20 protein-coding genes are annotated in these 24,941 nt (G+C 71.6%); 12 read left to right on the forward strand and 8 right to left on the reverse strand.

The genetic code is table 11. The annotated features are described in order from the left end of the window. Window positions 1-342: 342 nt before the first annotated feature. Window positions 343-1,383, forward strand: coding sequence for an AI-2E family transporter (locus ACTWPV_RS37735; RefSeq protein ID WP_347649885.1), 1,041 nt, complete (start codon window positions 343-345; stop codon window positions 1,381-1,383). On the opposite strand, the gene ACTWPV_RS37740 is transcribed toward ACTWPV_RS37735, so the two are convergent. Next, window positions 1,360-2,067, reverse strand: a complete 708-nt coding sequence (locus ACTWPV_RS37740; protein WP_443155459.1) for a DUF6597 domain-containing transcriptional factor — start codon at window positions 2,065-2,067, stop codon at window positions 1,360-1,362. The genes ACTWPV_RS37735 and ACTWPV_RS37740 overlap by 24 nt on opposite strands. 36 nt (window positions 2,068-2,103) lie before the next feature. Further along, window positions 2,104-2,958, reverse strand: a complete 855-nt coding sequence (locus ACTWPV_RS37745; protein WP_443155460.1) for a hypothetical protein — start codon at window positions 2,956-2,958, stop codon at window positions 2,104-2,106. Window positions 2,959-3,404: 446 nt separating this feature from the next. On the opposite strand from ACTWPV_RS37745, the gene erm reads away from it, so the two are divergent. Continuing rightward, window positions 3,405-4,151: an ErmE/ErmH/ErmO/ErmR family 23S rRNA (adenine(2058)-N(6))-methyltransferase gene (erm, locus tag ACTWPV_RS37750; RefSeq protein ID WP_347649888.1), complete on the forward strand. Its 747-nt coding sequence runs from the start codon at window positions 3,405-3,407 to the stop codon at window positions 4,149-4,151. Here the strand turns inward: erm and ACTWPV_RS37755 are convergent. Next, window positions 4,140-5,534, reverse strand: a complete 1,395-nt coding sequence (locus ACTWPV_RS37755; RefSeq protein WP_443155461.1) for a hypothetical protein — start codon at window positions 5,532-5,534, stop codon at window positions 4,140-4,142. The genes erm and ACTWPV_RS37755 overlap by 12 nt on opposite strands. Before the next feature lie 117 nt (window positions 5,535-5,651). On the opposite strand from ACTWPV_RS37755, the gene ACTWPV_RS37760 reads away from it, so the two are divergent. Continuing rightward, window positions 5,652-7,232, forward strand: coding sequence for a molybdopterin-dependent oxidoreductase (locus ACTWPV_RS37760; protein ID WP_443155462.1), 1,581 nt, complete (start codon window positions 5,652-5,654; stop codon window positions 7,230-7,232). Here ACTWPV_RS37760 and ACTWPV_RS37765 read toward each other — a convergent pair. Genes ACTWPV_RS37765 through ACTWPV_RS37775 form a run of 3 tightly spaced genes read right to left on the reverse strand, consistent with a single transcriptional unit; the run spans window position 7,225 to window position 12,065 of the window. Next, a complete protein-coding gene (locus ACTWPV_RS37765) occupies window positions 7,225-9,024 on the reverse strand; it encodes a chitinase (RefSeq protein ID WP_443155463.1) in 1,800 nt (599 codons plus the stop codon). The genes ACTWPV_RS37760 and ACTWPV_RS37765 overlap by 8 nt on opposite strands. Window positions 9,025-9,081: 57 nt before the next feature. Continuing rightward, a complete protein-coding gene (locus ACTWPV_RS37770; protein WP_443155464.1) occupies window positions 9,082-10,485 on the reverse strand; it encodes a carbohydrate-binding protein in 1,404 nt (467 codons plus the stop codon). A 14-nt stretch (window positions 10,486-10,499) separates the two neighbouring features. Then, on the reverse strand, window positions 10,500-12,065 hold the full coding sequence (locus ACTWPV_RS37775; RefSeq protein ID WP_443155465.1) for a chitinase: 1,566 nt from the start codon (window positions 12,063-12,065) through the stop codon (window positions 10,500-10,502). A 287-nt stretch (window positions 12,066-12,352) separates the two neighbouring features. Here ACTWPV_RS37775 and leuE point away from each other — a divergent pair, with 287 nt between their 5' ends. Both leuE and ACTWPV_RS37785 read left to right on the forward strand, forming a co-directional pair. Continuing rightward, window positions 12,353-13,012, forward strand: a complete 660-nt coding sequence (gene leuE, locus ACTWPV_RS37780) for a leucine efflux protein LeuE (protein WP_347649894.1) — start codon at window positions 12,353-12,355, stop codon at window positions 13,010-13,012. Between the two features lie 207 nt (window positions 13,013-13,219). After that, window positions 13,220-13,861 (forward strand): VC0807 family protein, encoded by a 642-nt coding sequence (locus tag ACTWPV_RS37785; protein WP_347649895.1) that lies wholly within the window; start codon window positions 13,220-13,222, stop codon window positions 13,859-13,861. Here the strand turns inward: ACTWPV_RS37785 and ACTWPV_RS37790 are convergent. Both ACTWPV_RS37790 and ACTWPV_RS37795 read right to left on the reverse strand, forming a co-directional pair. After that, window positions 13,769-14,743 (reverse strand): hypothetical protein, encoded by a 975-nt coding sequence (locus ACTWPV_RS37790; protein ID WP_443155466.1) that lies wholly within the window; start codon window positions 14,741-14,743, stop codon window positions 13,769-13,771. The genes ACTWPV_RS37785 and ACTWPV_RS37790 overlap by 93 nt on opposite strands. Continuing rightward, a complete protein-coding gene (locus ACTWPV_RS37795; RefSeq protein WP_443155467.1) occupies window positions 14,733-15,947 on the reverse strand; it encodes a sensor histidine kinase in 1,215 nt (404 codons plus the stop codon). The genes ACTWPV_RS37790 and ACTWPV_RS37795 overlap by 11 nt, the downstream gene beginning before the upstream one ends. Window positions 15,948-16,336: 389 nt before the next feature. Here ACTWPV_RS37795 and ACTWPV_RS37800 point away from each other — a divergent pair, with 389 nt between their 5' ends. The 7 genes from ACTWPV_RS37800 (at window position 16,337) to ACTWPV_RS37830 (ending at window position 24,939) form a co-directional block, all read left to right on the forward strand. Further along, complete coding sequence (locus ACTWPV_RS37800) at window positions 16,337-16,954, forward strand: DedA family protein (RefSeq protein WP_347649898.1); 618 nt, start codon at window positions 16,337-16,339, stop codon at window positions 16,952-16,954. Between the two features lie 36 nt (window positions 16,955-16,990). After that, a complete protein-coding gene (locus tag ACTWPV_RS37805) occupies window positions 16,991-17,803 on the forward strand; it encodes a DMT family transporter (protein WP_443155468.1) in 813 nt (270 codons plus the stop codon). Between the two features lie 63 nt (window positions 17,804-17,866). Next, window positions 17,867-19,072 (forward strand): glycosyltransferase, encoded by a 1,206-nt coding sequence (locus tag ACTWPV_RS37810; RefSeq protein WP_443155469.1) that lies wholly within the window; start codon window positions 17,867-17,869, stop codon window positions 19,070-19,072. Then, a complete protein-coding gene (locus tag ACTWPV_RS37815) occupies window positions 19,069-19,746 on the forward strand; it encodes a DUF998 domain-containing protein (RefSeq protein ID WP_347649901.1) in 678 nt (225 codons plus the stop codon). The genes ACTWPV_RS37810 and ACTWPV_RS37815 overlap by 4 nt, the downstream gene beginning before the upstream one ends. A gap of 48 nt (window positions 19,747-19,794) precedes the next feature. Further along, window positions 19,795-20,562: a cytochrome P450 gene (locus ACTWPV_RS37820; protein ID WP_443155470.1), complete on the forward strand. Its 768-nt coding sequence runs from the start codon at window positions 19,795-19,797 to the stop codon at window positions 20,560-20,562. A 7-nt stretch (window positions 20,563-20,569) separates the two neighbouring features. Beyond that, on the forward strand, window positions 20,570-23,395 hold the full coding sequence (locus tag ACTWPV_RS37825) for a BTAD domain-containing putative transcriptional regulator (protein WP_443155471.1): 2,826 nt from the start codon (window positions 20,570-20,572) through the stop codon (window positions 23,393-23,395). 35 nt (window positions 23,396-23,430) lie between these two features. After that, window positions 23,431-24,939: an MFS transporter gene (locus tag ACTWPV_RS37830; RefSeq protein WP_443155472.1), complete on the forward strand. Its 1,509-nt coding sequence runs from the start codon at window positions 23,431-23,433 to the stop codon at window positions 24,937-24,939. The last annotated feature ends 2 nt before the right edge of the window (window positions 24,940-24,941 follow it).

Here is a 24,941-nt window from a genome sequence, read left to right on the forward strand (position 1 = left end):
GCACGCGTCCATCCTCACCAAAACCCCGAACCCGGGATCCTCGCTCAGAGGCGTTCATTTCGTTGTGTCTTAACTCTTTCAGCCGTTCAAGTCCCTGTCAAATTGACCGGACCTGCACAACCTGCGGAAATTAAGCGCCGCCCCCTTTCGGAGACAACCCCTCTAACTTACCAGCCCTTCAGAGTGGACGCGAACATCCACGAGGTCGGTCAGTGTCTGGAGGTGGCCCCCGAGTGAGATCGGCGATCAACGCCGCTCTCGTGGGACTGCTGAACTCTATGTACGCCTCTCGGAACCGTCAAATCGGCGGTGCTCCCTGCGGGTACGGGTAGGTAGGGGGGCGTGCCAGATCAACCCGTCCCCAGGGCGCTCATCATCATGGTGGGAATCGCCGCCGCGGTGGTCGCCCTCTTCGGAATCCGCGAGGTCGCCTCGATCGTGGGCCCGGTCGTGCTGGCGCTCGTGCTCGTCATCGCCGTCTCGCCAGTGCGCACGTGGCTGGCCGCCAGGAGGGCGCCCACGTGGCTGCAGGTCGCCGTGCCCTTCCTCATCGTCGTGCTGGCGCTGCTGGGCATGGTCGGCATCCTGACGATCTCGGTCACCCAGCTCGTCTCGCTGCTGCCGGCGTACGCCGCACAGTTCGACCGGCTCCTCGCCGACACGCTGGCCTGGGCCGCCGCGCACGGCGTCAGCAACGACGTGCTCGACAAGATGTTGCAGGCGTTCGACGCGGGGTCGATCCTCGGCCTGGCGCAGAGCCTGCTCGGCAGCCTGATCGGCGTTCTTTCCGCGCTCTTCCTCATCATCGTGCTGCTGCTGGCCATGTGTCTCGACGCGCCTGTGACGTCGAAGGTCCTGACGACCGGTGAAGGCTATCGGCCGCAGCTGGTGACGGCGCTGGCCACGTTCGCGCACAAGACGCGGCGCTATCTGATCGTGTCGACCGTCTTCGGGCTGATCTGCGCGACCCTCGACGTGGTCGCCCTGTCGGTGCTGGACGTGCCGCTGCCGCTGCTCTGGGGCGTGCTGGCGCTCATCGCCAACTACATCCCGAACATCGGCTTCGTCATCGGGCTGGTGCCGCCCGCCATGCTCGCTCTGCTGGACGGCGGCGTGCAGACGATGGTGCTGGTCATCGTCGCCTACAGCGTCATCAACGTCGTGGTGCAGTCGTTCATCCTGCCCAAGTTCCTCGGGGACGCGGTGGGGCTCTCGACCACGATGACGTTCCTGTCGCTGATCGTGTGGACGTTCGTGCTGGGACCGCTGGGCGCGATCCTCGCCATCCCGCTGAGCCTGCTGACCCGGGCGCTGCTGATCGACAGCGATCCGCGCGCCAGGTGGGCGCAGAGCCTCGTGTCAGGCGGACCGCCGCGCAGGTGAGAGCAGGCGGCGCATGGGGCCGCCGCTCAGCCGCCTGACGTCGTGGGACAGGTGGCTCTGGTCGGCATAACCGGCCGTGACGGCCGCCTCCGCCAGCGGGACGCCGGCACGGGCCAGGCCGAGTGCGCGCTGGAAACGCACGATGCGCTGGAGGGTCTTCGGCGCGTAGCCGAAGGAGGCCAGGCTGCGGCGGTGGAGCTGGCGCTCGCTGAAGCCGAGCTGCCAGGCCACCTCCGCGACCGTGCGGCCCTCGCGGAGCGCCCTCGTGATGGCGGAACCGGCGGGGTCGGCGCCCGTGGTCGCGGCCAGCCGCCGCCTCACCTCGGCGCGCATGGCGGCCGGCCGCGCGCCGGCTCGCGGGGCGGCCTCCTCCATGCGCTCGGTAGGGAAGGGCAGGTCGGACAGGGGGACGCGCCGGTCACGCAGCTCGTGGAGGGGCACGCCGAAGAAGTCGCCCACCGCGCCGGGCCGGAACCGCACACCCGTGAACGTGTCGCCCACCGCCATGGACGTCGGCATGGGCCCGGTGTCGGGGCCCGCCACGAACAGCCCGCGAGGGCCCCAGATGAGGTCGACGCAGGCGTCGGGCACGACGAGCTGGGTCTGCTCCGTCTCGCTGACCAGGTGCCACACGCAGGCGACACGGCCGGCGAGATCGGGGTCTGGAGGCCGTTCCGCGTACATGCCCCCAACGTACGCGGCCTCACCGACAGAACGGTCTCACCCCTTCAGCCGTCCGTACGCGCGCAGTGTCTTCAGCTGGTGGACGGTGATGTAGCCGCCCCATTCGTGCGCCACCAGCGGCGTCCACATCAGCCAGTTGCCGTTCCAGCCGCCTTCCTCGGACTGGGCGGCGGCGAGCGCGTCGAGGTGAACGTCGAGGACGTCCTGCGTGAACAGCGGCAGCCGCAGCGGCTCCGGCGCGAAGTCCAGCGGGAAGTGCGCCTCCCCCGTGGCGTGGGGGTCGAGGGCGACCGTCGCGAGGATGGCCTCCTTGATCCGGGCGAACTCGGCCTCCGCCCTGTCCCGGTCGGGCACCAGGTTGAGGAAGGTCATGACGGCGCGGGCTTCGTACGGATTCGTCTCGCCGATCTCGGCGATCCGCGACCAGCAGAACGCGGTCGCGGCGGCCAGCCACGGGTGGGTGCTGCCGTGCTTGTGGAGCAGCGCGGCGATCGACGCGGTGGGCACGAGACTGCCCGGAGGGTCGTCGGCCGTTTCCCACCACGGGGCTCTCGGCATGTTCCTGACCGACGGCAGCACGAACGGCACGCCGCCGTCCTCGGCGCTGACCTGGGCGAGGTAGTCGCAGGCCGCGGGCACCATCGGGGAGTCGAAGGCGTCGAGCTCGTCGAGGATCCAGAACGCCACCTCGACAGGCTCGGGCTGGCTGCCCCGGCCCCTCAGGTCGGGCTCCAGCGCGTTGCCGAAGCCGCCGTCGGCGTTCTGGTAGCAGCGCAGCACGTCGAGCACCCGCTCACGCGGTCCGCCGCCGAACAGCGCCTCGAAGCGCAGCCGGTCGATCAGCCTGGCGTTCAGGTCCAGGTAGCGTCGTGCGCGGTCGAGCATGTCCATGTCGGCTGGTCCTTCAGAGGAGGAACGTCGGTCGTCACGGCGACGCTACCCAGGGCGAGGGCGGGAGTCTTGTCGGAATCGGACACGAGCCTGCGCGTGAGCGACGGCGGCACGACCCCTGGCCGCGCGCACTCCATCGCGGTCAGGCCCTCGCCGGCGCGACCGATTAAATGTTTTGCCCAGTCGCCGAGGGTCGGCTTAGGGTCAGCCCCATGTCATGCATGTTCACCTGCCAGGTTTTCATCCGCATCCGCCGCAGCCGGGCTCTGGCCCGCTAGCGGACGCGATCACCTGAGGCTGGGCGTCCGCGCGCGTGCCCAGGGCCCTTCGAGCAACCCGTTGTCTCGAGGACCCGGAAGGGCAGTGCTGTGGCGCGGAATTACGCACACGGAAACTATTCACACACTCAGAAGAAGGCCAGGAACAGCGGTGACGGCCGCACGCCCGTGGATCGGGCGCGGCGCACGCTCTCGCAGAACTTCCTGGTCGACCGGCATGCCGTCGACCTGATGGTCAAGGCCGCCGGCCCGGAGGGGCTGGTGCTGGAGCCCGGCCCCGGCGAGGGCGCGCTCACCCTGGCGCTGGCCGAGGCGGGCGCCCAGGTGGTCGGCTACGAGGTCGATCCCCGGCTGGCCGGGCGCCTGGCCTCGCGCACCCGCAGCGACCCGAGGATCGACATCGTCAGGCGCGACTTCACCACCGTGAGGGCGCCGCGGGAGCCGTTCGCGGTCGTGGGGAACATCCCCTACTCGATCACGTCGAAGATCGTCGACTGGTGCCTGCGGGCACCGGCCCTGACCTCGGCCACGCTGCTCACGCAGCGGGAGTACGCCCGCAAGCGCGCAGGCGGCTACGGCCGCTGGAGCCTGGTCACGGTCGAGTCGTGGCCGTGGTTCAGCTGGAAGCTGGGCGACACGATCGGCAGGGAGAGCTTCCGGCCCGTCCCGTCGGTCGACTCGGCGATCCTGCGCATCCAGCGCAGGCCCGAGCCGCTCGTGAGCGGCGGCAGCTCCTACCAGGAGCTGGTCGAGGTGGGGTTCGGCGGCGTGGGCGGGTCGGTGCGCGCATCGCTGAAGGCGAGGTATGACGGGGTGGACACCGCGCTGGCGGCGGCCGGCGTGTCCCGCGACGCCGTCGTGGGACACGTGCACCCCGACCAGTGGATCACGTTGTGGGGGCGCCTATGCCGGTGACGTGATCCGCGACTCGCCGGAACACCCCTGAGACGGGACCGGACCTGGGGCTGTCGCCACGCGGCGGCGGCCCCAGGGCATGGCCAGGGCCAGGATCGGCAGCAGCAGGATCGAGGCGCGCGACCAGTCGGCGTGCTGCAGCCACCACCCGTTGAAGTCGAACTGCGTCATGTAGAGGTAGCCGTAGCCGGCCCACAGCGAGGCGCCGATGATGGCCGGCCAAGCGAACCTCGTGGGCCTGGCGACCAGGAACGGCATGAACCACATGAGGTATTGGGCACCGAGCCGGGGCGTCATGACCATGAAGACCAGCAGCACGGCGATCGTCATGTCGACCGGGTCGGCCCGCCGCCAGTAGAGCACGGCGGCGACGACGCTCACGTAGATCAGCTTCGTGCCGAACGAGGCCAGGTCGGGCCGGAGCGCCCACTGCCCCTCGGTCAGCCACGGCGTCCAGCCCCATTCGCCGACGATGGGCCGGATGTCCTGGATGGTGTGGATGACCGCCGGGATCTGGTCGAGCGACGTGCCCGCGAAAATCGGCAGCGTCACCAGGAAGAAGACGGGCACCAGCCCGGTCGCGAACAGGGCCGCGACGCGGGCGCGCAGATGGGGCAGGAGCAGCAGCATGCCGGGGATCAGCCAGATGGGCCAGCTCTTGGCGCACAGCGCCAGGCCCATCAGCAGGCCCGCCAGCGCGCCCCGCCTGAGGTCGGCGCGGTCGTCCTCGCTCGGCAGCAGCGAGCGGTGCAGCATGCCCCCACGGCCGATCACCCGCGGGACGGAGGCCCGGACACCGTGCGCAGCCAGGCCCGCGCGCACCCTCGCGATCACGTCGGTGGTCATCCCGGGACGCTCGGGCGCGCCCGGCCCTCTGGCCACCACGAACGCGGCGACGCCGAACATCAGCGCGACCGGCTCGACCTGGCCATGGATGCAGGCGACCATCAGGGCGAGCGGGTTGAGCGCGTACTGGAAGGCCCGCAGCGACGCCTTGGGACCGCCGGCCAGCTTGGCCACCAGTGGGATGAGCACGATGTCGGCGACCACGGTGACCAGGCGCCCGGCGTATTCCCACGGGATGCCGAGCCACAGCAGGATGCCGTACGCGTAGGGGATCGTCGGCAGGAAGTGCCAGCCGCCCTCGCTGGCCAGCACCGGGTCCTCGCCCCGCAGCACGGCCTCGCCCGCGGGCTTGAAGCTCTCCACGAAGTCGACGGGCTGCCACGAATCGATCGCCGACGTGTACATGATCAGCACGCGTACGGCGATGCCCACGGCGACGGCGACAAGGAGCGGCGGCCGCCAGTCGCGCCACTGGGCGACGAGGGCGAGCACGACACCGGTGACGAGGACGATGCCCGTGAGAACTGCGTAATCCATGGCGGGATATAGCCTGCCGCACCCGGAGCGCCGCCGCCACCAGGGGTTCCAATTCTTATCCCCGACATGCCGACACGTATAGCGATACGGCATCACTCTTTGTGCTGAACTCTTCGCATGGGGGGATCGCAGGTCAACCAGGCACTGGTCAGGCTCTATTTCGAGGTGAGGAACGGGCTGCGCGACCCGGTCGCGGCCTGGGCGAAACTCACAGCCAACTCACAGGAATACCAGCGGGCCAGGGGTGAGCGGCGGGTGCCGCTCGACGACGCGACGGCCGCCGAGCTGGTGGCGGCGGCGATCGTGCACACCGCCGACGAGCACGGGCCCGAGCGGGTGGCGGCGCTGGCCAGCTCCCCGCTGGCGCGCCTCGTCGGCGAGCTCGGCGGTGCGGTGCTGACCGAGCACCCGTGCGCCCCCGAGCAGGTGCTGGGGCCGCGCTTCGCCGGTCCGTCACGCGCCGAGGACTGGGCGCGGGCGGCGTACGTGCTGCTGTGGGGTGAGAACAACCGGCTCGTACGCTCGGCGGACACGCCCTGGGTGATCGCCGGCCGCTACAAGGGCCAGAAGGTGGTCGCGATCGGCACGCATCCGACGCGGTTGTCCGACGAGACGCTGGTCGTGCGGCCCGGCACGGACGGCGCTCTGGCCATGGCCATGGGGCACGTGCTGCTCAAGGAGTTCTTCCTGGACCGCACGCCGTTCGCCGGGCAGGCGATGGAGCACACCGATCTGCCGCTCCTGGTACGGCTGCGCGACCGCGAGGAGGCGTACGTGCCGGGCGGGCTGACGGGCGGCGCCTGCGACCGGCTCAGCGTGTACGGCGGCGAGGCGGTGGAGGTGCTGCTGCCGCGCTTCGACGACGGCCCGGGGGTGCTGCGGCGCGGCGTGCCCGTGCTGCGCGAGGGCGGCGAGCTGGTGACGACGGTGTTCGACCTGCTGCTGGCCGTCTACGGGGTGGCCAGGCCCCGGCTGCCGGGCGTGTGGCCGCGCGGCTACGACGACCGGGCGGAGCCGTACACGCCGGCCTGGCAGGAGGCCTGCACCGGGGTGGCCGCGTCGCGGACGGTGAAGATCGCGCGGGAGCTGGGCGTGACGGCGGAGAAGACGCGCGGCGAGTGCGTGATCGTGCCCGGGCGGCTGGAGACGCCGCACGCCGACACCGCCTACCGGGCGATGCTGGCGCTGCTGGTGCTCACCGGGTGCGGCGGCGGCTGGGCGCAGGCGCGCGGTGCGGGGATTCCGCTGGTGCCGTACCTGTGCCTGCACGCCTGTGGCGAGGACCGCTCCGACGTGGGCGCGCTGAGCTGGGCGCTGGCCGACGGGTTGTTCGCGCACAAGACGTCGCGCTCGGTGCTGCTGGAGGCGGTGCGCGACGGCTGGCCGATGGCCCCGCCGCCGCGCGTGCTCGCCCTGCCGCGCCCCATCTACCCGCTGCCGCCCGACGTCGACCTGCTCATCGGGTCTGACGACCACTGCGACCTGTCCGCTCCTGACACGGAACTCGTGGTGGCGGCCGTGACGCGGATGATCGGCCGGGTCGCCCCCGCGGGGCCCGGCCGGGTGCCGCCTGCCGGGCGGATGCGGCTGCTGGTGGACCACGCCTGGATGCACGAGTACGGCGAGGCCCTGCCCACCTACCGGCCGCCCGGCCTCGGCGTCCCGCTCAAGCCCACCCAGCTCGTCCGCGTCAGGTGAGCCCGTCCAGGTACGCCCGGTGGCTCCGGGAGAACTCGAACCCGTTGTGCCGGTCCCAGTTGATCGACCAGGCCATCAGGCCCCGCAGCCCCGGATAGACGCCACGCGGCCGGTACGTTCCGCAGCCGGTGCCCGTGGCCAGGCAGCCGAACGCCTTCTGCACCTCCGTCACGGTCGTGAATCCGTTGCCCGCGTTGACCGAGGCGGGCAGCCCGATGGCCACCTGGTCCTGGCGCAGCGGCGGGAACACGTTGCCGGCATCGCCCATGATCGGGAAGCCGGCCAGCAGCATGTCGGTCATGGCGACGTGGAAGTCGTGCCCGCCCATGGTGTGGTACTGCCCGTCCAGGCCCATGATCGGCCCGGAGTTGTAGTCCTGCACGTGGAGCAGGGTGAGGTCGTCGCGCAGCGCGTGGATGACCGGCAGGTAGGAGGCGCTTCTGGGGTCGGCGGCGCCGTTCGGGCCCGGCCCGTAGAACTGGTGGCCGAGCTGGACGAAGAACGTCTCCGGCGCCATCGTCAGCACGAATCCGTCGCCGTAGCGGCTCTTGAGGCTCTTCAGCGCCGCGATGAGGTTGACGACGACCGGCGTGGTCGGGGCGTCCAGGTCGGTGTCGCCCGGGTCGAGGTGGAGCGAGTGGCCTTCGAAGTCGATGTCCAGGCCGTCGAGCCCGTACCTGTCGATGACGGCCGAGACCGACTCGACGAACGCGTCGCGCGCCGCCGCGGTCGTGAGCTGCACCTGGCCGTTCTGGCCGCCGATCGAAATCAGCACCTTCTTGCCCTGTGCCTGCTTGGCCCTGATGGCGGCGGCGAAGTCGGCGTCGGACTCGACGCCGGGGCACTCGGCGGCCGGGCACAGGCTGAACCTGATGTCGCCCGAGGTGACCGAGGTGGGCTCGCCGAAGGCGAGGTTGATGACGTCCCATTCCTGCGGGACGTCGCTCATCCTGACGTATCCGGATCCGTTGGCGAACGACGCGTGCAGGTACCCCACCAGCACCCGCTCGGGCAGCCCGCCGTCGCCCCCGTTCCCGGCGGCGGTGGTGGTGCCGCTCGCCTCGGGGCTGTAGGCGGAGCAGTTGCCCGCCGCGTCGCAGGCACGGACCCTGAAGCGGTACGTGGTGTCCGCGCTCAGCCCGGTCACCCGGTGGCTCGTCCCGGTGACGGCGACGGGCGAGCCGCCGTCGCGCGACACCTCGTAACGGGTGACGCCCACGTCGTCCGTGGCGGCCGACCAGGTGACGTCGAGGCTCGTGGCGGTGGCCCCGCCGGCGGACACGCCGCCCGGCACGCTGGGCGCCGAGGTGTCCTGCTCGCCGGAGGCGCCGTCGAGGACGACGTCGTCGGCGAGGTAGGGGCCCTGGCCGTACCATCCGTGCAGGTAGACGGTCACGGAGGTGGTGGACGGGCCCGTGGTGAAGGTCGTGTGCAGCCGGGTCCATGCCGCGCCGGGCGAACCCCAGGTCTGCGGGTCGGCGCCGCCGGTGCCCGTGGCGCCGAGGAAGACGTAACCGCCCTGGACCCAGGCCGACAGCGTGTACGCCGACGACGGCCGCACGCTGACCTGCCGGCCGCATCGGGCGAGGTCGCTGCCCTGCGGGGTGGCCCGGAGCGCGGAGGCGCCGCCGTGCACGGGGGACGCCACCGCCTGCGCCCCGGCGGAACACGTCCAGCCGCTGAGGCCCGACTCGAAGCCGGGGTTGGGCAGGATGTTCGCGGCCTGGGCGGGGGCGGCGTGCAGCGTGGTGAGTCCCAGGACGAGCGCGGCCGTCGCCGCTCGGAGATTCATGACGTTCCTCCTGGCCCGGCCCGCCCCGGCGAAGGGGCGGGCCGGATTCGCGCGGGGTCAGAAGCCGGCGGTGGTCCTGGTGAACTCCCAGTCGGACTGCGCGATGCCGCTGCAGTTGGAGGTCACGCCGCCACCGGGGCAGGGCCGGTCACGGTTGACCGCCCAGTACGCGAGCCTGGTCAGGCCCTTGGACCTGGCCCAGTCGCGGATCTGCGTCCAGGTGCCGGGCGAGGTCAGCTCCTGCTGGTCGGACAGGCCGTTCATGCCGGAGATGCCCATGTGGGCGTACGCCTGGGCGTCGGACCAGCCGTACGCGTTCTTGAGCGCGTTCTTCAGGCCCTCGGAGGCGTTGACGGTGTCCTGGTAGATGTTGGAGCTGCCGAAGTCGAACGGCATGATCGTGAAGTTGTCGATCGGGACGCCGAGGGCCCTGGCCTGGTTGATGAGGCGGACGCCGTGGGCGTTCGGGCCGGTCCTGGTGGTGCCGAAGGTGACGACGATCTTGACGTTCGGGTTGTTCTGCCTGACGATCTTGAGGGCGTTCAGGATGCGGTCCTGGACCGTGTAGTTCTCGAACTCGTCGGTGTTCTCGATGTCGAAGTCGACGACGGCCGGGCCGACGGCGTTGATGACCTGCTGCACCGCGCCCGCGAACGCCTGCGGCGAGGAGCAGTTGGGGCCGAGCTTGTTGCCCTGCCAGCCGCCGAAGGAGATCTGGACGCTGCCGCCCTTCGACTTGATCGTGTTGATCGCCTGCTGGTCGGCGCCGCCGGTCAGCGGGCGCTGCCCGTCCCACGCCGGGGTGCAGCCGCCGCTGGACAGGATGAACGCCATGGTGAACGACTTGACGCCGGTGGCGTCCATCACGGCGCCGGGGTTGGGCGGGTTGCCCCAGCCCATGTAGAGGTAGGGGGCGCCGGGCATCTTGCTGGGGTTGTTACCGGTGCAGCCCGACGTGGTGGCGGTGGCGTCGCGGCCTGCCGACTCGCCCGCCGCGTTGTACGCCTTCACGGTGTAGGTGTGGGTCGTGCACGCGCCGAGCCCGGAGATGGTGGCGCTGGTACCGGTGACCTGGGCGCGCCGGGTCGAGCCCTCGTACACGCGGTAGCCCGTCACGGTGCCGCCGGCGGCGCCCCAGCGCAGCGAGATGCTCGAGTTGGTGACCGACGTGCTCACCGTGCCCGGCGTGCCGGGGGCGCCGGGATCGGGGTCCGGGTCGCCGCCCGAGGTGGGCTTCCAGAGCGCCGGCACGACGGGCGGCTCCCAGCCCGTCTGCGAGGTGTGGCCCTGCAGGCAGACGTAGTCGACGCCGTTGTAGGTGACGACCGCGCCGGTGGCGTACGCGGTCCCCGGAGCCCAGGCGGCGGCCATGTGCCGCACCGTGCCGGTGGCGTGGGCGGCGGGCCCGCTGGTGGCCAGGCCGGTCAGGGCGAGGGCGACGCCGGTGGCTAATGCGAGCATTTTGCGGCGAAATTTCATGGCATTCCCTGGAGGTGAGGCTTGACGGTCTTGGAGAAGGACCAGTTGTTGCTCGCGTCCCAGTTGATGGACCACGTCATCGCGCCCCTGATGTCCGGGTAGGCGCGCGGCGGCACGAAGGTCCCGCAGCCGGTCCGCTCGGCCAGGCAGTCGAGCGCCCGGTTGACGACCGAGGGCGACACCACGCCCCCGTTCGCGGCGCCCGGCCCGGCCGGCAGGCCCAGCGCCACCTGGTCGGGACGGAGCCCGTTCTCGAGCTGGATGCAGGCCAGCGCGGTGATGAAGTCGACCGTGCCCTGCGCGTACGCGAAGGCCTGGTCGCAGCCGAGCATCGAGCCGGAGTTGTAGAACTGCGTGTGGACGACGGTGAGGATGTCCTTGATGGACAGGGCGAGCTTGAAGTACTCCATCCCGGTCGACTGCATGTCGATGGTCTGCGGGGCCATGGTGATGATCAGCTCGGAACCGGCCTGGGCGCGCAGCGACCTCAGCGCCTGACCCATGTAGGTGGCGTTGAGACCGTTCTCCAGGTCGATGTCCACGCCGTCGAAGCCGTAGCTCCGCATCAGCGCGTACACCGAGTCGGCGAACCGCGTGGCGGCCGCGGCGCTTGCGACCTGCACGCGCCCGGCCTCGCCGCCGACCGACAGGATGACATTCTTACCGCGCTGCTTCAGCGCCTGCACGTCCGCCCTGAACTGGGCGTCGGTGTAGCCGCCCAGCGCCGTGGCCAGTCCGGGGTCGACCCCGAACACGACCTCGCCCGGGGTGGCGGTGGCCTCGCCGAACGCCACCGCGATCAGGTCGTACTCGTCGGGCACGGCCGACAGCTTGAGCTCGACGGCGGGATTGACGAAGTTGTGCCAGTAGCCGGTGAGGAAGTGCCTGGGCAGCGTGCCGCTCTGGCAGCCGGCCGTGGTGAAACCGAAGGGATCACCGGCGGGGCCGTCACCCGAGGCGTCCGTCGCGATGATCGTGACCGTGTGCGAGGTGCAGGGGTCCAGGCCGGTGAGCGTGTGCGCGGTGCCGGTGACGGTGACGGCAGCGCCGCCGTCGAGCCGGACCTTGTAGCCGGTGGCGCCGGGGACGGCGCTCCAGCTCAGCGCGGCGCTGGTCGCGGTGGCGGAGGTCAGCAAGATGCCGCCGACCTCGCCGAGCCCGCCGGGATCCGCACCGGAGTCGCCGCAGGGAGCGCCGTTCAGCGTGCAGCCGGAGACCCCGGGGAAGTTGCCCGGGCTGCCGTTGAAGCCGAAGCTCACGCTCGCCCCTGCGGCCAGCGGCGACGCCCAGGACGGGTTGGTGAACGTGTAGTGCTGCCCGCTCCTCGACATGACCGCGTCCCACGCGGACGGGATGGAGAAGCCTGCCGGGACGTCGAACTGGACGTTCCAGCCGTTCATGGTGGTGGAGGTGCCGTTGGTGACGGTGACCTTGCCCTCGAAACCCGAACCCCAGTCGGAGACCTTGACGAAGGTCGCGGTGGCGGAGGCGGCGTGGGCGGGCGGGACGGTCAGGCTGAGTGCGAGGGTCGCGAGCGCCAGGAGAATCGGCCGAAGTCTCACGGTTCTTCCTTGGGGGGTGTGCGTGCCGTACGCCTTGCGCCGGGGGGTGAGAGCGCAAGGCGTACGGCACGGCCCGTGGGGAGGTGGCACGGGCGTCGGAGGTGTCAGCGCGAACCGGTGGATTCAATCTTTTAGGAAACTTTCCTAAGCATTCGCGGCGATCGTAACCTTGACTCAGGAGCCTTACAAGACCCAAACACGTCTCCGTCACACGAGACCATGAGGGTTGGACAAACCAGGCGATATCGTGATGTGTCACCAGCAAGCGTTCGCGGAGGGCAGCCCGCATGTTCTTCGGCATCACCGACTTCTGGGCCTACGTCATCGGCGCCTTCCTGATCATTCTGTTGCCGGGCCCGAACTCGCTGTACGTGCTCAGCCTCGCCGCCCGGCACGGTGTCCGGCAGGGCTACCGGGCCGCCGCGGGCGTGTTCGTCGGTGACACCGTGCTGATGGTCCTGGCGGCCGCCGGCGCCGCGTCCCTGCTCCGCTCCACCCCGCTGCTTTTCACCATCGTCAAGTACGCGGGCGCCGGCTACCTGGCCTGGATCGGCTTCCAGATGATCCGCGGCGCGGTGCGGGCCTGGCGGGCCGGGCCCGGCGGGGACACCACCACGCGGCCCCAGGAGGAGCGCGAACGCCGCCTTCGGCCGTTCCGCAAGGCCCTGGGCATCAGCCTGCTCAACCCGAAGGCGATCCTGTTCTTCGTCTCGTTCTTCATCCAGTTCGTGGACCCCGCCTATCCGGCCCCCGCGCTGTCGTTCGCCATCCTGGGCGCGATCATCCAGGTGTTCAGCGTTCTCTACCTGACGGCCTTGATCTTCGGCGGCACGTTCCTGGCCGGCCAGTTCCGCCGGCACAGGAAGCTGGGCGCGGGGCTGACCTCGGGGGTCGGCGTCGTCTTCGTCGGGTTCGGCGCGAAGCTCGCCACCGCGTCACTCGGATGAACGCCAGGTTCAACACCCAGCCGATTCCGTATGGAACAGCGGGAACGTGCCGAAGGAGGCAGTCGCATCAGCCGGCCTCGGGTACGGTAGGCCACCGGCCCGCTTCCCGGGACGGCGCTGATGACGCTCTGGTAGCGGTCCATCTGGAGAGCCTGGTCCTGCGAGGCCCGGGTAGTCGCTGATCGTCGGCCTATCTGCGGAGCAGCCTTGAACCACCCTCAGGTCACCCTTCCACGCCTCACGGCGCTCGCCCGGCAGGCTGCACCCAAGCTGCTCGAAAGCGTGGTGGCGCCGCTGGTGGTGTTCTACCTGGCCATGGTCGTCCTCGGATTCCAGTGGGCGCTCGTCATGACCGTCGCCTGGGTCTATTTCGGGGTGGCGTGGCGGCTGGTCAGGCGGATCAAGGTGCCCGCGACCATGTATCTGGCGGCGTTCGCGATCACCATCCGCGCGATCGTGGCCTTCTGGACCGGCACCTGGATGTGGTTCTTCATCCAGCCGGAGATGGGCACCATCTGCATCAGCATGGTCTTCCTCGCATCCGTGCGGCTGAACAGGCCGCTCGTGCAGAAGCTCACGCTCGACTACATCCACCTGCCGTCGGCGGTGCTCAAACACGAGCGGGTGCGCAGGTTCTTCGCCAGGATCACGCTGCTGTGGGCGTTCGTGCTGCTGATGAACTCGTCTCTGAGCATCTGCCTGGCCGTCTACGAATATGTCGCGGGCTCGCTCGGCTCGTACATGGTGCTGCGGACGTCAGCGGTGGCCGTGATAAGCGGCCTGGCGATCACCATCTCGATCGTCGCCTTCAAGCGGCTCCTCAAGCGGCTGCACGTCGCCCACGCCTGACCGCTCGGCCAGCACGTACGCCCCGCTCACCCCCATGACCAGCCCGGTCAGCATGCCGAACAGCTCCACGAGGCCGACCGCTCCCGAGCCTCCACCGGCGAGCGGACCTCCGGCGGAGCTGACGATCATCGCGTAGAGGCCCCAGCCGAACAATGAGCCGGAGCCGAGCCAGACCGGCACGAGCAGCCGCCAGAACGGGCTGTTCCCGCGCCGCCGGACGACGGCCACGAACGCGACGGCCCCGGCGAGGGCGAGCAGCGCCTTGAACCCGTCCATGACGACCGCCACGGCGGGCGCGCCGAACGTCCACGACAGGCGCACCCCGGCGACCACCGTGGTGACCAGCAGCGCTCCCCAGGCCACGACCCTCTGGAACGACTCGGCAGGGCCGGGGAAGGCGTGTCCGAGCCGCGCGGTGAAGATCGCGGGCCACCGGTCGCGGGCGTAGAGGACGAAGGTCGTCATCAGGCCGATGCCCTGCCCGACGAAACCGCCGTAGACCATCATGTAGACCCACGCCTCGATGGCGCCGCCGCTGAACACCGCGATCCCGTCGGTCGCCACCAGGATCGGCGCCGTGACGGTCACCACCGACAGCAGGCCCGTGCCCACCCACAGCGGCAGCAGCACGAGCCAGGCCGGCAGCCGCATGCCCCAGCGCGTGGTGAAGGCCACCACCAGCAGCAGCCCGACGGCGTCCATGCCGAAGGTCATGGCGTTGAGCCCGACCATCGCCGCATCGTTCATCAGGTCCGGCTCGGTGACCCCGACGGAGCTTCCGGTCAGCCAGAGGATCTTCAGCGTGAGGTACGGGAGCATGGCGGCGACCGTCACGATCGCCGCGGTGACGCGGCCGATCGCCGGTCCCTGTTCAGTGGTCATGGAGGGAGCGTCGCGCGCCCGGCCGTTCGTCACCTCCCGAGCCGCGGGGATCCTCCTCCCCCGCGTGGGGGAGGGTCACGGCCAGTTCGTAGCCGCCCTCGGACATCGGGCCCGCGGTGAGGGAGCCGCCGGCCAGCCGTACGCGCTCGCGCAGGCCCGCCAGCCCGAGACCGCCGGGCTGCGCGGTGGGCCGGGAGCGCGGCGGCCCGTTGTGCACGGTGATCCGCTCGGGCGAGACGCCGACCTGCACGGCCGCTCCCGGCGCGTGCTTGGCGGCGTTGGTGATCCCTTCCTGGACCACCGCGCGTGCCAGGCCGGGCACCGGCCCGTGGATCAGGTCGAGGTCGACCTTCATGCCGGAGTCCCTGGCCCGGCGTACGAGCTCGGTCACGTCCTCGTCCGCGGGCGTCAGCGGCGGCGCGTCGGCGTCCTCGCGCAGCAGCCCGATGATCTGGCGCAGCCGCTCGGTGGCGTCGGCGGCGGCGACCCGCAGCTCGCCCGCGGCCTTGACCTCGGTGGGGCCCAGCCCGGGAGCCAGCTCCAGCCCGGCCGCCCTGACCGCGATCAGCGCCAGGTCGTGGCCGAGCGAGTCGTGCATGTCGCGGGCGATCCTGGCCCGCTCGCGCAGCCTGGCCTGGGCCTCGACCGACAGCCTGGCCACCCGCCGCTGCTGGAGCAGCCTCCTCCTGAGCAGCCCGAGCAGGTAGGGCACCAGGTAGGTGCCGATGAGCGCGGTGGTCATGGAGAGCCACAGGGCCAGGTCACTGCCCCTGGCCAGGACCACGCCCACGCCCACGATCGTGACCAGGCAGAACGCCGCCGGCGCCGGCCACGCCCTGGTCATGCGCCGCCCGGTGAGGTAGGCGTACCACACGATGAAGGGCGACGTGGGCAGCAGGGGAAGGATCTTCACGTTGCGCCGGGGCAGCAGCCAGCTCAGGTCCACGGTCGCGAATCCCTCGGTGAACTGCCACGGCCCGAGCGGCAGCAGCAGCACCAGGGCGGCCAGCGGCCAGCGCCGGCCGACCAGCACGGCCGCGGCAGCGAGCACCAGCCTGGGCACGGTGATCATCGCGAACCCCGCGGGGTCCAGGAAAGGGTCGGGCCCCATGGCGGACACGAAGACGCTGAGCACGGCCCACAGCAGCAGGTCGTAGACCAGCTTGCGGCGGGTCTCGCGGCGGAGGGGGCGCAGGTGCTTCACGGCGTCGACGTTATCCGCCGCATGCCGGCCGGCGCCCTCCACGGACGGCAGGTGACACCCCTGACGAAAGTCGGGGTGGGGCTCGGGTCACCGCCGGAGTAGAGCTAACCCCACCGTGAAAGCGCCTATCTGCACTGGTGCCCGGAAGGGCCGATCCGGGTTGGATCAATGGTGTCATCGGAAGGTCGCACCGCGACCCTGACGAAAGTAGGGGGCGGTGCGTGCCGATCGTCCGATGTGCCGTGACCTGCGGAGTTTCTACCTTCATGGGGTACAGGCCCTGACCCGTATCGGGGATGGGCCCGCGTTCGACCGGGGGCATCCCCGATGTTCCCCACGGTCCAGCGCCGACACGCTATGTGAGTGCCCTGACGATCGGAGCCCCTGTTATGTCGCACGCCATTCTCGACCTGGTTCAACAGGCCATGGCGTCACCATGGTTGTACGCCGTGCTCTTCGGCCTGGCGTTGCTCGACGGGTTCTTCCCCATCGTGCCCGCCGAGACGTCGGTGATCACCGCCGGGGTGTTCGCGGCGTCCGGCGAGACGAACCTCGCGCTGGTGATCATCGTCGCGGCTCTGGGAGCTTTCGCGGGCGACCACATCTCCTACCTGATCGGCAAGACGTCAGGCGGGAGGCTGCGGGAGAAGAAGGCGTTCGTCTGGGCGCGCGGCGCCCTGGAAGAGCGGGGCGGGCTCGTGCTCGTCGTGGCCAGGTACATCCCCGGCGGGCGCACCGCGACCACGCTGACCATGGGCGCGGTCCGGCACCCGCTGCGCTCGTTCACATTCTTCGACGTGATCGCGGCGAGCTCGTGGGCGGTGTACTCCGGCCTGATCGGCTTCTTCGGCGGGATGGCGTTCGAGAACGACCCCATCAAGGGCCTGCTGCTCGGGCTGGGCATCGCGGTGTCCGTCACCGCGGCCGTCGAGATCGTGCGGTGGATCAGGAAGCGCCGCGCCATCCAGCCTTCCCCTGAACGTCTTCCCACGGACACACCCGTTTGACCCTGCCCGGCGACCATCCGTCTGAAAGGAGTGCGCATGACTGTGCTGGCCGCGGTGATAGCCCTGGTCGGTTCGCTGTTCTTCGCGCTCGGAGCCGCCCTCCAGCAGTTCGAGGCGGTCGGCACCGCCAAGCCCGGACTGCTCGCGCTGCTGCGCAGGCCGCGCTGGCTGATCGGCGGCGTCTCCATTCTCGCGGGTGGTGGCCTGCACATCGTCGCGCTCGGGCTTGGCCCGCTGACCATCGTCCAGCCGATGGGCGTGGCCAGCCTGCTGTTCGCCCTGCCCATCGCCGCCACGCTGCACGGCCGCAGGCCGTCGCGCAGGGAACTGGCTGCCGCCGGCGTGGTGGCGGCCGGGCTGATCGGCCTGGTCCTGCTGGTTCCCGAGTCGCACGGCCCCACCTACCTCAGCCCGACCGGCGTGCTCACGCTCCTGGGCGTGGCCGGCGTCGCCGCGGTCCTGCTGTGGGCCGGTTCGCGGGCGGTCTCGCCCGCGGGCCGGGCGGCGCTGCTGGCGACCAGCTCGGGCGTCCTGTACGGCGCCACCGCCACCCTCGTGCGCGTGCTGGTGGACGGCGCGTGGAACTGGTGGTACCTGCTGGCGCTGCCGATCCCCGCCCTGCTGGCGCTGATGATGCTCCAGCGCGCCTACGCCGTCGGGCACTTCGGCGTCTCGTTCGCCTCGCTGCAGATCGCCGACCCGCTGACCGCGGTGGCCTTCGGTGCGCTGCTGCTCGGCGAGCCGCTGCCGACCGGAGTCCTGCCGGTCGCGGCCGCCGCGCTCACCGCCGCCGGCACCGTCGCCCTGGCACGGACCAGCCCGCTGGAGGCACACCGCGACCTTGCCTGATCTGTCCCGTACGTCTCACCGGCCCTCCCCTGGCCTCTCATCATTGGAGTCACTCTCATGGCCATGCCCCTGCACAGCGTCACCGAGCAGCCGCCCCTCGCCCCGGCCGCCGAACGCCCACGCCGGATCCTGATCTCGAGCGACACCTACCCGCCCGACGTCAACGGCGCCGCCTACTTCACCCACCGCCTCGCCACCGGCCTGGCCGCGCGCGGCAACGAGGTGCACGTGGTCTGCCAGTCGGAGGTGGGACCGGCCAGCGCCGACGTGGAGGACGGCGTGGTGGTCCACCGGCTGCGCTCCGCTCCGCTGCTGGTCCACCCCACGATGCGGGTCACCGTGCCGACCAGGCTCGACCGCCTCATCGCCTCGATCGCCCCCGACGTGCTGCACACGCAGGGCCACTTCGTGGTGGGCCGGGCCGCCATCGCCGCCGCCCGCCGCGCGGGCGTGCCCGTGGTCGCCACCAACCACTTCATGCCCGACAACCTCTTCCAGTTCGGCCACATCCCCGAGCGGCTGCGGGCCAGGGCGGGCAAGCTGGCCTGGCGCGACTTCAGCCGGATCTTCAACCGCGCCGACCACATCACCACGCCCACCCCGCTGGCCGCCCACCTCCTGTCCGAACAGGGCTTCGGTCGCGAGGTGGAGCCGGTCTCCTGCGGCATCGACCTGGCCAGGTTCCGCCCGCACTCCGAGCCCAAGGCGTGGGCCCGCAGGACGTTCGACCTCCCCGACCGGCCCACCGTCATGTTCGTCGGCCGCCTGGACGAGGAGAAGCGCATCGATGAGATCGTACGCGCGCTGCCGATCGTGCTGAACGACACCGACGCGCAGGCGGTGCTGGTCGGCCGGGGCAACCAGCGCATGGAGCTGGAGCGGCTGGCCAAGCGCATCGGCGTGGGCGATCGAGTGTTCTTCCTCGGCTTCGTGCCCGACGAGATCATGCCCCAGGCGTACGCGTCCGCCGACGTCTTCGCCATGCCGGGCATCGCCGAGCTGCAGAGCATCGCCACGCTGGAGGCCATGGCCACCGGGCTGCCCGTGGTGGCCGCCGACGCGATGGCGCTGCCGCACCTGGTGGACGGCAACGGCTACCTGTACCAGCCGGGTGACGTGGCCACGCTGGCCAGGCGCCTGACGGGCATCCTCACCGACGACGGCCTGCGCGCCAGGCTCGGCAAGGCCAGCCGCGAGCTGGCGCTCACCCACGACGACCAGACGTCGCTGGCCCGGTTCGAGACGATCTATGACGAGGTGGCGCTATGACCCGACAGCAGACCGTGTGGGGCACCGTCATCGGCACGGTGGTGTCCTTCTGCGCCCTCGCCTACGCGGAGATCACCTTGCCCGTGCAGCCGCTGATCAGCGACTACGCGCTGGTCTCCGGCGGGCTGGCGCCCGTACTGATCGGGATGCTGGCACTCGCGGGAGCGTGCCTGAGTCTCGCGTACGGGCTGGCGTCCACGGAGCCGGCGCGCACCGCGGCCGCCCGTGTCCTGCTGCTGGCCGGCGCGGCGGGACTGATGATGAGCGCGATCTTCCCCACCGACCCTGGGTCGTCGCAGATCGGCACGCTCTCCGGGGAGATCCACCGCTGGGCGGCGGCCGTGGTCTTCACCTCGCTGCCGGTCGCCGGCTGGAGCCTGGCCAGGGGCCGCGCGGCGGCGCCCGGCTGGAACGCGGTCAAGGCCCTGAGCGTGACCTCCGCGCTGTCGCTGGCGTTCTACCTGGCGGCGCACCCGGCCTCCATCACCTCGCCGCTGATCGACGGCGCCGCGTACTACGGGCTGCTGGAGCGGGGGCTCGTGGTGGCCGAGATGCTGCTCATCGTGGTGATGGCGCTGGCCTTCGCCGGACGGCGGAGCGCCGCCCGGACCACGGCCCCCGCGAGGTCCGCCGAGGCCGGGCCGCCGGAGCGCCAGGAACGGCTGGCCGCCTGACGGCATGCTTCGAGCGCCGGCGAAACGATCCCGCTCTAGCGTGACGTCATGCACATCACCCGTCATGCCGAGGCCCGTTCCGTGCTCGACGACGCCGCGTACGTGCCGCCTCCCGTACGCCAGGACGGCGCGAAGGGGACGCTCGCCTGGCTGCGCGCCCAGGTGTCACGGTTCAGCACCGGTGAGATCCACGCCGGGCGGCGCCGAGCCCTGGTCGAGCTGCTGGCCGGGCTGGAGCCCGCCGAGCTGAGGCGGGCGGCCGCGGCCATGACCGAGGAGCGGGACGGCGACTGGCGGGGCGTCCCCACGGCCGTGCTCGCGTCCGCGCTCGGTGTCGAGGACACCGCCACCGTGTCCGCTGCGGCGTCCGGCTACCTGTCCGGCGAGGAGAGCCCGCAGGCCGACGCCGCCGTCGCGCGGTTGCTCACGCTGGCGGACGTTTCCGTGATCACCCTGCTGCTGCAGGGTCACGCCGCCACGGAAGGGCTGATCGAGAACGCGCTCCGGCACGCGAAGCCCGGCGACGACCCCTGGGCGCTGCTGGAGGAGACGCTCAGGCAGGACCCGCCGCTCAGGGCCACCCGCAGGCTCGACACGAGGACCGGTGAGACGGTGACGATCGACCTGGTGGCCGCCAACCGCGACCCCGACGTGTTCGCCGACGCCAAGAGGTTCGACCCCGCGCGCGGCCCGAGCCCGCACCTGACCTTCGGCTCCGGCATCCGCCCCTGCCCCGCGCCCGGCCACGCCCTCGCACTCGCCGCCGGTGTGCTCGACGCGCTGCTCGCTACATCCCGGCCGCCGCGCCCGCGATAATCGGGGTATGCGCTTCCAGATCCTCGGGCCCACCGCCGTGCTGGGCGAGGACGGCGAGCAGGTCGCGCTCGGGGGTCCCCGCGTGCGCGCCCTGCTGACCCTGCTCGCCCTGCACGCCGGCCGCATCGTCGGCGCGGAGCAACTCGTGGCCGGCATGTACGGCCCCAGCCCTCCTGAGGGCGAGGCCAACGCGCTGCAGTCGCAGGTGTCCCGGCTGCGCAGGGCGCTGGGCCGGCATCTGGTGGAGTTCCATCCGGCCGGATACCGGCTGGTGGCCGATCCGCAGGACGTCGACGCGTGCAGGTTCGAGCAGCTGGCGCGGGCGGGCGGGCTGGCCCTGGCCGGCGGCGACCCTGAGCGGGCGGCGGCGCTGCTGCGCGAGGCGCTGAACCTGTGGCGTGGCACCCCGCTCTCCGACGCCCCGCACGCGGTGGCCGCCGCGACGGCGCTGGAGGAGCTGCGCCTGTCGGCCACGGAAGATCGGGTGCAGGCCGACCTCGACCTCGGCAGGCACCGCGAGCTGGTCGCCGAGCTGAGCCGGCTCGCCGCCGCCCACCCGCTGCGCGAGCGGCTGCGGGCCCAGCTCATGCGCGCGCTCTACGGCAGCGGCCGCCAGGCGGAGGCGCTGGCCGTCTACGACGAGGCCAGGAAGCTGCTGGACGACGAGCTGGGGGTCGAGCCGGGAGCCGAGCTGGCCGCCGCGCACCTGGCCGTGCTCAGGGCCGACCCGGCGCTCGGCGCCTCGGCCGCGCCCGCGACCGGGCAGAGCTCGCGGCAGGGTCTGCGCGCCCAGCTCACCAGCTTCGTCGGCCGCGCCGACGAGCTCCAGCAGGTGGCGGCGAGACTGCGCGAGCACCGGCTCGTCACGCTGATCGGGCCGGGCGGCGCGGGCAAGACGCGCCTCGCGATCGAGGCGGCCGGCCAGGAGGCGGGCGACGTGTGCTTCGTGCCGCTCGCGCAGGTCTCCGACGGGGCCGACGTTCCGGCGGCCGTCCTCGCCGCGCTCGGCATCCGCGACGCCGTGACGCACGCCTCCGACCGGCCCGCCGTCGACCCGGCCACCAGGCTCGTCACCGCGCTGGCCGGCCGCAGGCTGCTGCTGGTCCTCGACAACTGCGAGCACCTCATCGCGGCCACCGCCGAGCTGACGGACCTGCTGCTGGCCTCCTCCCCCCGGCTGCGGGTGCTGGTGACCGGGCGGGAGGCACTCGGCATCACCGGCGAGTCGATCCTGCCGGTGGCGCCGCTGCGGTTGCCTCCGCCGGAGTCGGGCGACCCGCTCAGCTATCCCGCCGTCCGGCTGTTCGCCGACCGCGCCGCCGCCGTGGCACCCGGCTTCGCCGTCGACGCGGGCAACGCCGCCCAGGTGGCGGGCATCTGCCGGGCGCTCGACGGGTTACCGCTGGCCATCGAGCTGGCCGCGGCGCGACTGCGCACACTCCCGCTGGCCGACATCGCGGCGCGGCTCGACGACCGGTTCCGGCTGCTGACCCGGGGCAGCCGCACGGCGCTGCCTCGGCACCAGACGCTGCGCGCGGTCGTCGCGTGGAGCTGGGACCTGCTCGACGAGGACGAGCAGCGGCTGGCCAGGAGGCTGACCGTGTTCGTGGGCGGCGCGCGGCCCGCGGCGGCCGAGCGGGTGTGCGGGCTGCCGGAGGAGGTGCTGTTCTCGCTGGCGGAGAAGTCCCTGGTGCAGGTGGTCGACGGGCGCTACCGCATGCTCGACACGATCCGGGCCTACTGCGCCGAGAGGCTGGCCGAGTCCGGCGAGGTCGAGGCGATCCGCGACGCGCACGCCGGCTACTACCTCGACCTCGTCATGGAGGCCGACCCGTGGCTGCGCACGGGCGAGCAGCTGGAGTGGCTGGCCCGGTTCGACGAGGAGAGCGACGACGTCAACGCCGCCGTGCGCTGGACCACCGAGGCAGGGCGGCTGGAGGTCGCGTTGCGGCTGCTGGCCCACAGCGCCTGCTACTGGTGGATGCGCGGTCACCGCGCCACCAGCGCGGGCCTGGCCGCCGGGCTGCTGGCCGAGCTCGGCTCGCGGCGCCCGCCCGACCTGGACGAGGAATACGTCATGTGCGTGCTCGTCACGGCCTGGGCGGGAGGCGCCGACGACGGGCTGCGCGAGCGGCTGGCCGAGGTGCGCCGGCTGGTGAACTGGGACTACATGCCGGTGCGGATCGAGTTCATGATGATGTTGCTGTCGATGTTCACCGGGCCTCCCGGCGACTTCCGTGAGGCCTTCGACGAGATCAGACGGATCGTGCAGGAGCTCCCGCCCTGGCAGCAGGCGCTGTCCTACGTCGGCGCCGCGTTCGTCCTGCAGGCCCTCGACAGGCCCGAGGAGTCGCTGGCCCACTTCGAGCAGAGCCTGGCCGCGTTCAGGGCCATCGGCGAGCGCTGGGGCACGACGCTCGTGTTGTCCGGGCTCTGCGAGTTCCACCACGAGCGCGGCGACTACGACACCGCGTACGCGCTGGCCGACGAGGCACTGGCGATGGCGCGCGAGCTGGGCGCCACGACCGAGATCGCCGAGAGCCTGTGCCGCCGCGCCGACGCGCTGCTCTGCATGGACACCACGGACGCCGCGCAGGCCGACTACGTGCTCGCGGCCGAGCTGTCGAGCAGGAACGGCTCCATGGAGACCCTCGCGTGGGCGCACCTCGGCCTCGGCGAGGTGGCGCTGCGCCGCGGCGACCTCGCCGAGGCGCAGGCGCTGCTCACCCGGGCGCGGGCCGAATGCCCCGACGACTGGTACAGCGCCGAGGACACCCGCACCCGCATCGCGGCCGGGCTGAGCGAGATCAGCCGGTTGGTCAGCGAGCGGTAGGCCGGCCGTCAGCCGCTCCCACGACCGTGAGCGGCATGACGAACAGATGGGCCGCGCTGGCGATCGCCTGCCTGGCCACACTCCTGCTCTCCCTCGACCTGACCGTCCTGCACCTCGCGCTGCCGCGCCTGGTGGCCGACCTGGGCGCCACCTCCACGCAGCTGTTGTGGATCGGCGACATGTACGGCTTCGCGCTGGCCGGCCTGCTCGTCACCATGGGCAACCTCGGCGACCGCATCGGCCGCAAGCGCCTGCTGCTGATCGGCGCGGCCGCGTTCGGCGCCGCCTCCGTGGTCACCGCGTACGCCCCCAGCCCCGAGCTGCTGATCGCGGCCAGGGCGCTGCTGGGCGTCGCCGGGGCGACGATCATGCCGTCCACGCTGTCGATCATCCGCAACGTGTTCACCGAGCCCGGCGAGCGGACCGCGGCCATCGGCGTCTGGAGCGGGATGAGCGCCGCGGGCTTCGCGATCGGCCCGGTCGTCGGCGGCGTGCTGCTCGATCACTTCTGGTGGGGCTCGGTGTTCCTGATCAACGTACCGATCATGCTGCTGGTGCTGGTGGGCGGCGCCCTGGTGCTGCCCGAGTCGCGCAACCCGGACGCGGGCCGGCTCGACCTGCCCAGCGTTGTCCTGTCCTTCAGCGGCGTCGTGACGGCCATCTACGCAGTCAAGGAGGCCGCGAACAAGGGGCTCGGCCACGCCGACGTGGCGGCCGCGGGCGTGGCCGGCGTGCTGCTGCTGGCGGTGTTCGTGTGGCGGCAGACGCGCCTGGCCGAACCGCTGATCGACGTGCGGCTCTTCCGCAGGAGGGCGTTCAGCGCGTCCATCGCCACGAACCTGCTGGCGATCTTCGCGATGTCGGCGATGATGCTGATGTTCGCGTGGTACCTGCAGCTCGTGCTCGGCTGGTCGCCGCTGCAGGCAGGGCTGGCCCAGCTGCCGGGCGGCCTGGCGGGCGCCGTCGGCGGGGTGCTGGCCGCCAAGCTGATCAACCTCATCGGCCGCAACGGCGTGGTCGCGCTCGGCCTGGCCATGAACGCGGGCTCGTTCCTCTACTACGCCACCCTCGGCACCGAGCTGAACTACCTCGCCCTGCTGCCCGTCATGGTGATCGGCGGCATGGGCGTCGGGTTCGCGTTCACGGTGAACAACGACAACGTGCTGGCCACCGCGCCCAGGGAACGGGCGGGGGCGGCGTCGGCGGTGTCGGAGACGGCGTTCGAGCTGGGCGGGGCGCTCGGCATCGCGATCCTCGGCACGGTGCTGACCAGCGCCTACCGGGCGAACCTGGAACTGCCCGCCGGGGTGGACGGCGCGGCCGCGAGGGAGTCGATCGCCGGGGCGCTGCAGACGGCCACCGGCCTGCCGCCCGGCCAGGCGGGCCAGCTCGTCCAAGCCGCGCAGGAGGCGTTCCTCGCGGGTGTGCATGTGACGTCGTTGGTCACGGCGGCGCTGCTGGCCGTGGTCGCGGGGCTGGCGCTGGCAGGGCTGCGCGGGGTGCCCAAAGAGATCCCTGAGGAGGCCCTGGCCCACCGAGCGTAGGC

This window comes from Nonomuraea sp. KM88, assembly GCF_052245635.1.
Lineage (GTDB): Bacteria > Actinomycetota > Actinomycetes > Streptosporangiales > Streptosporangiaceae > Nonomuraea.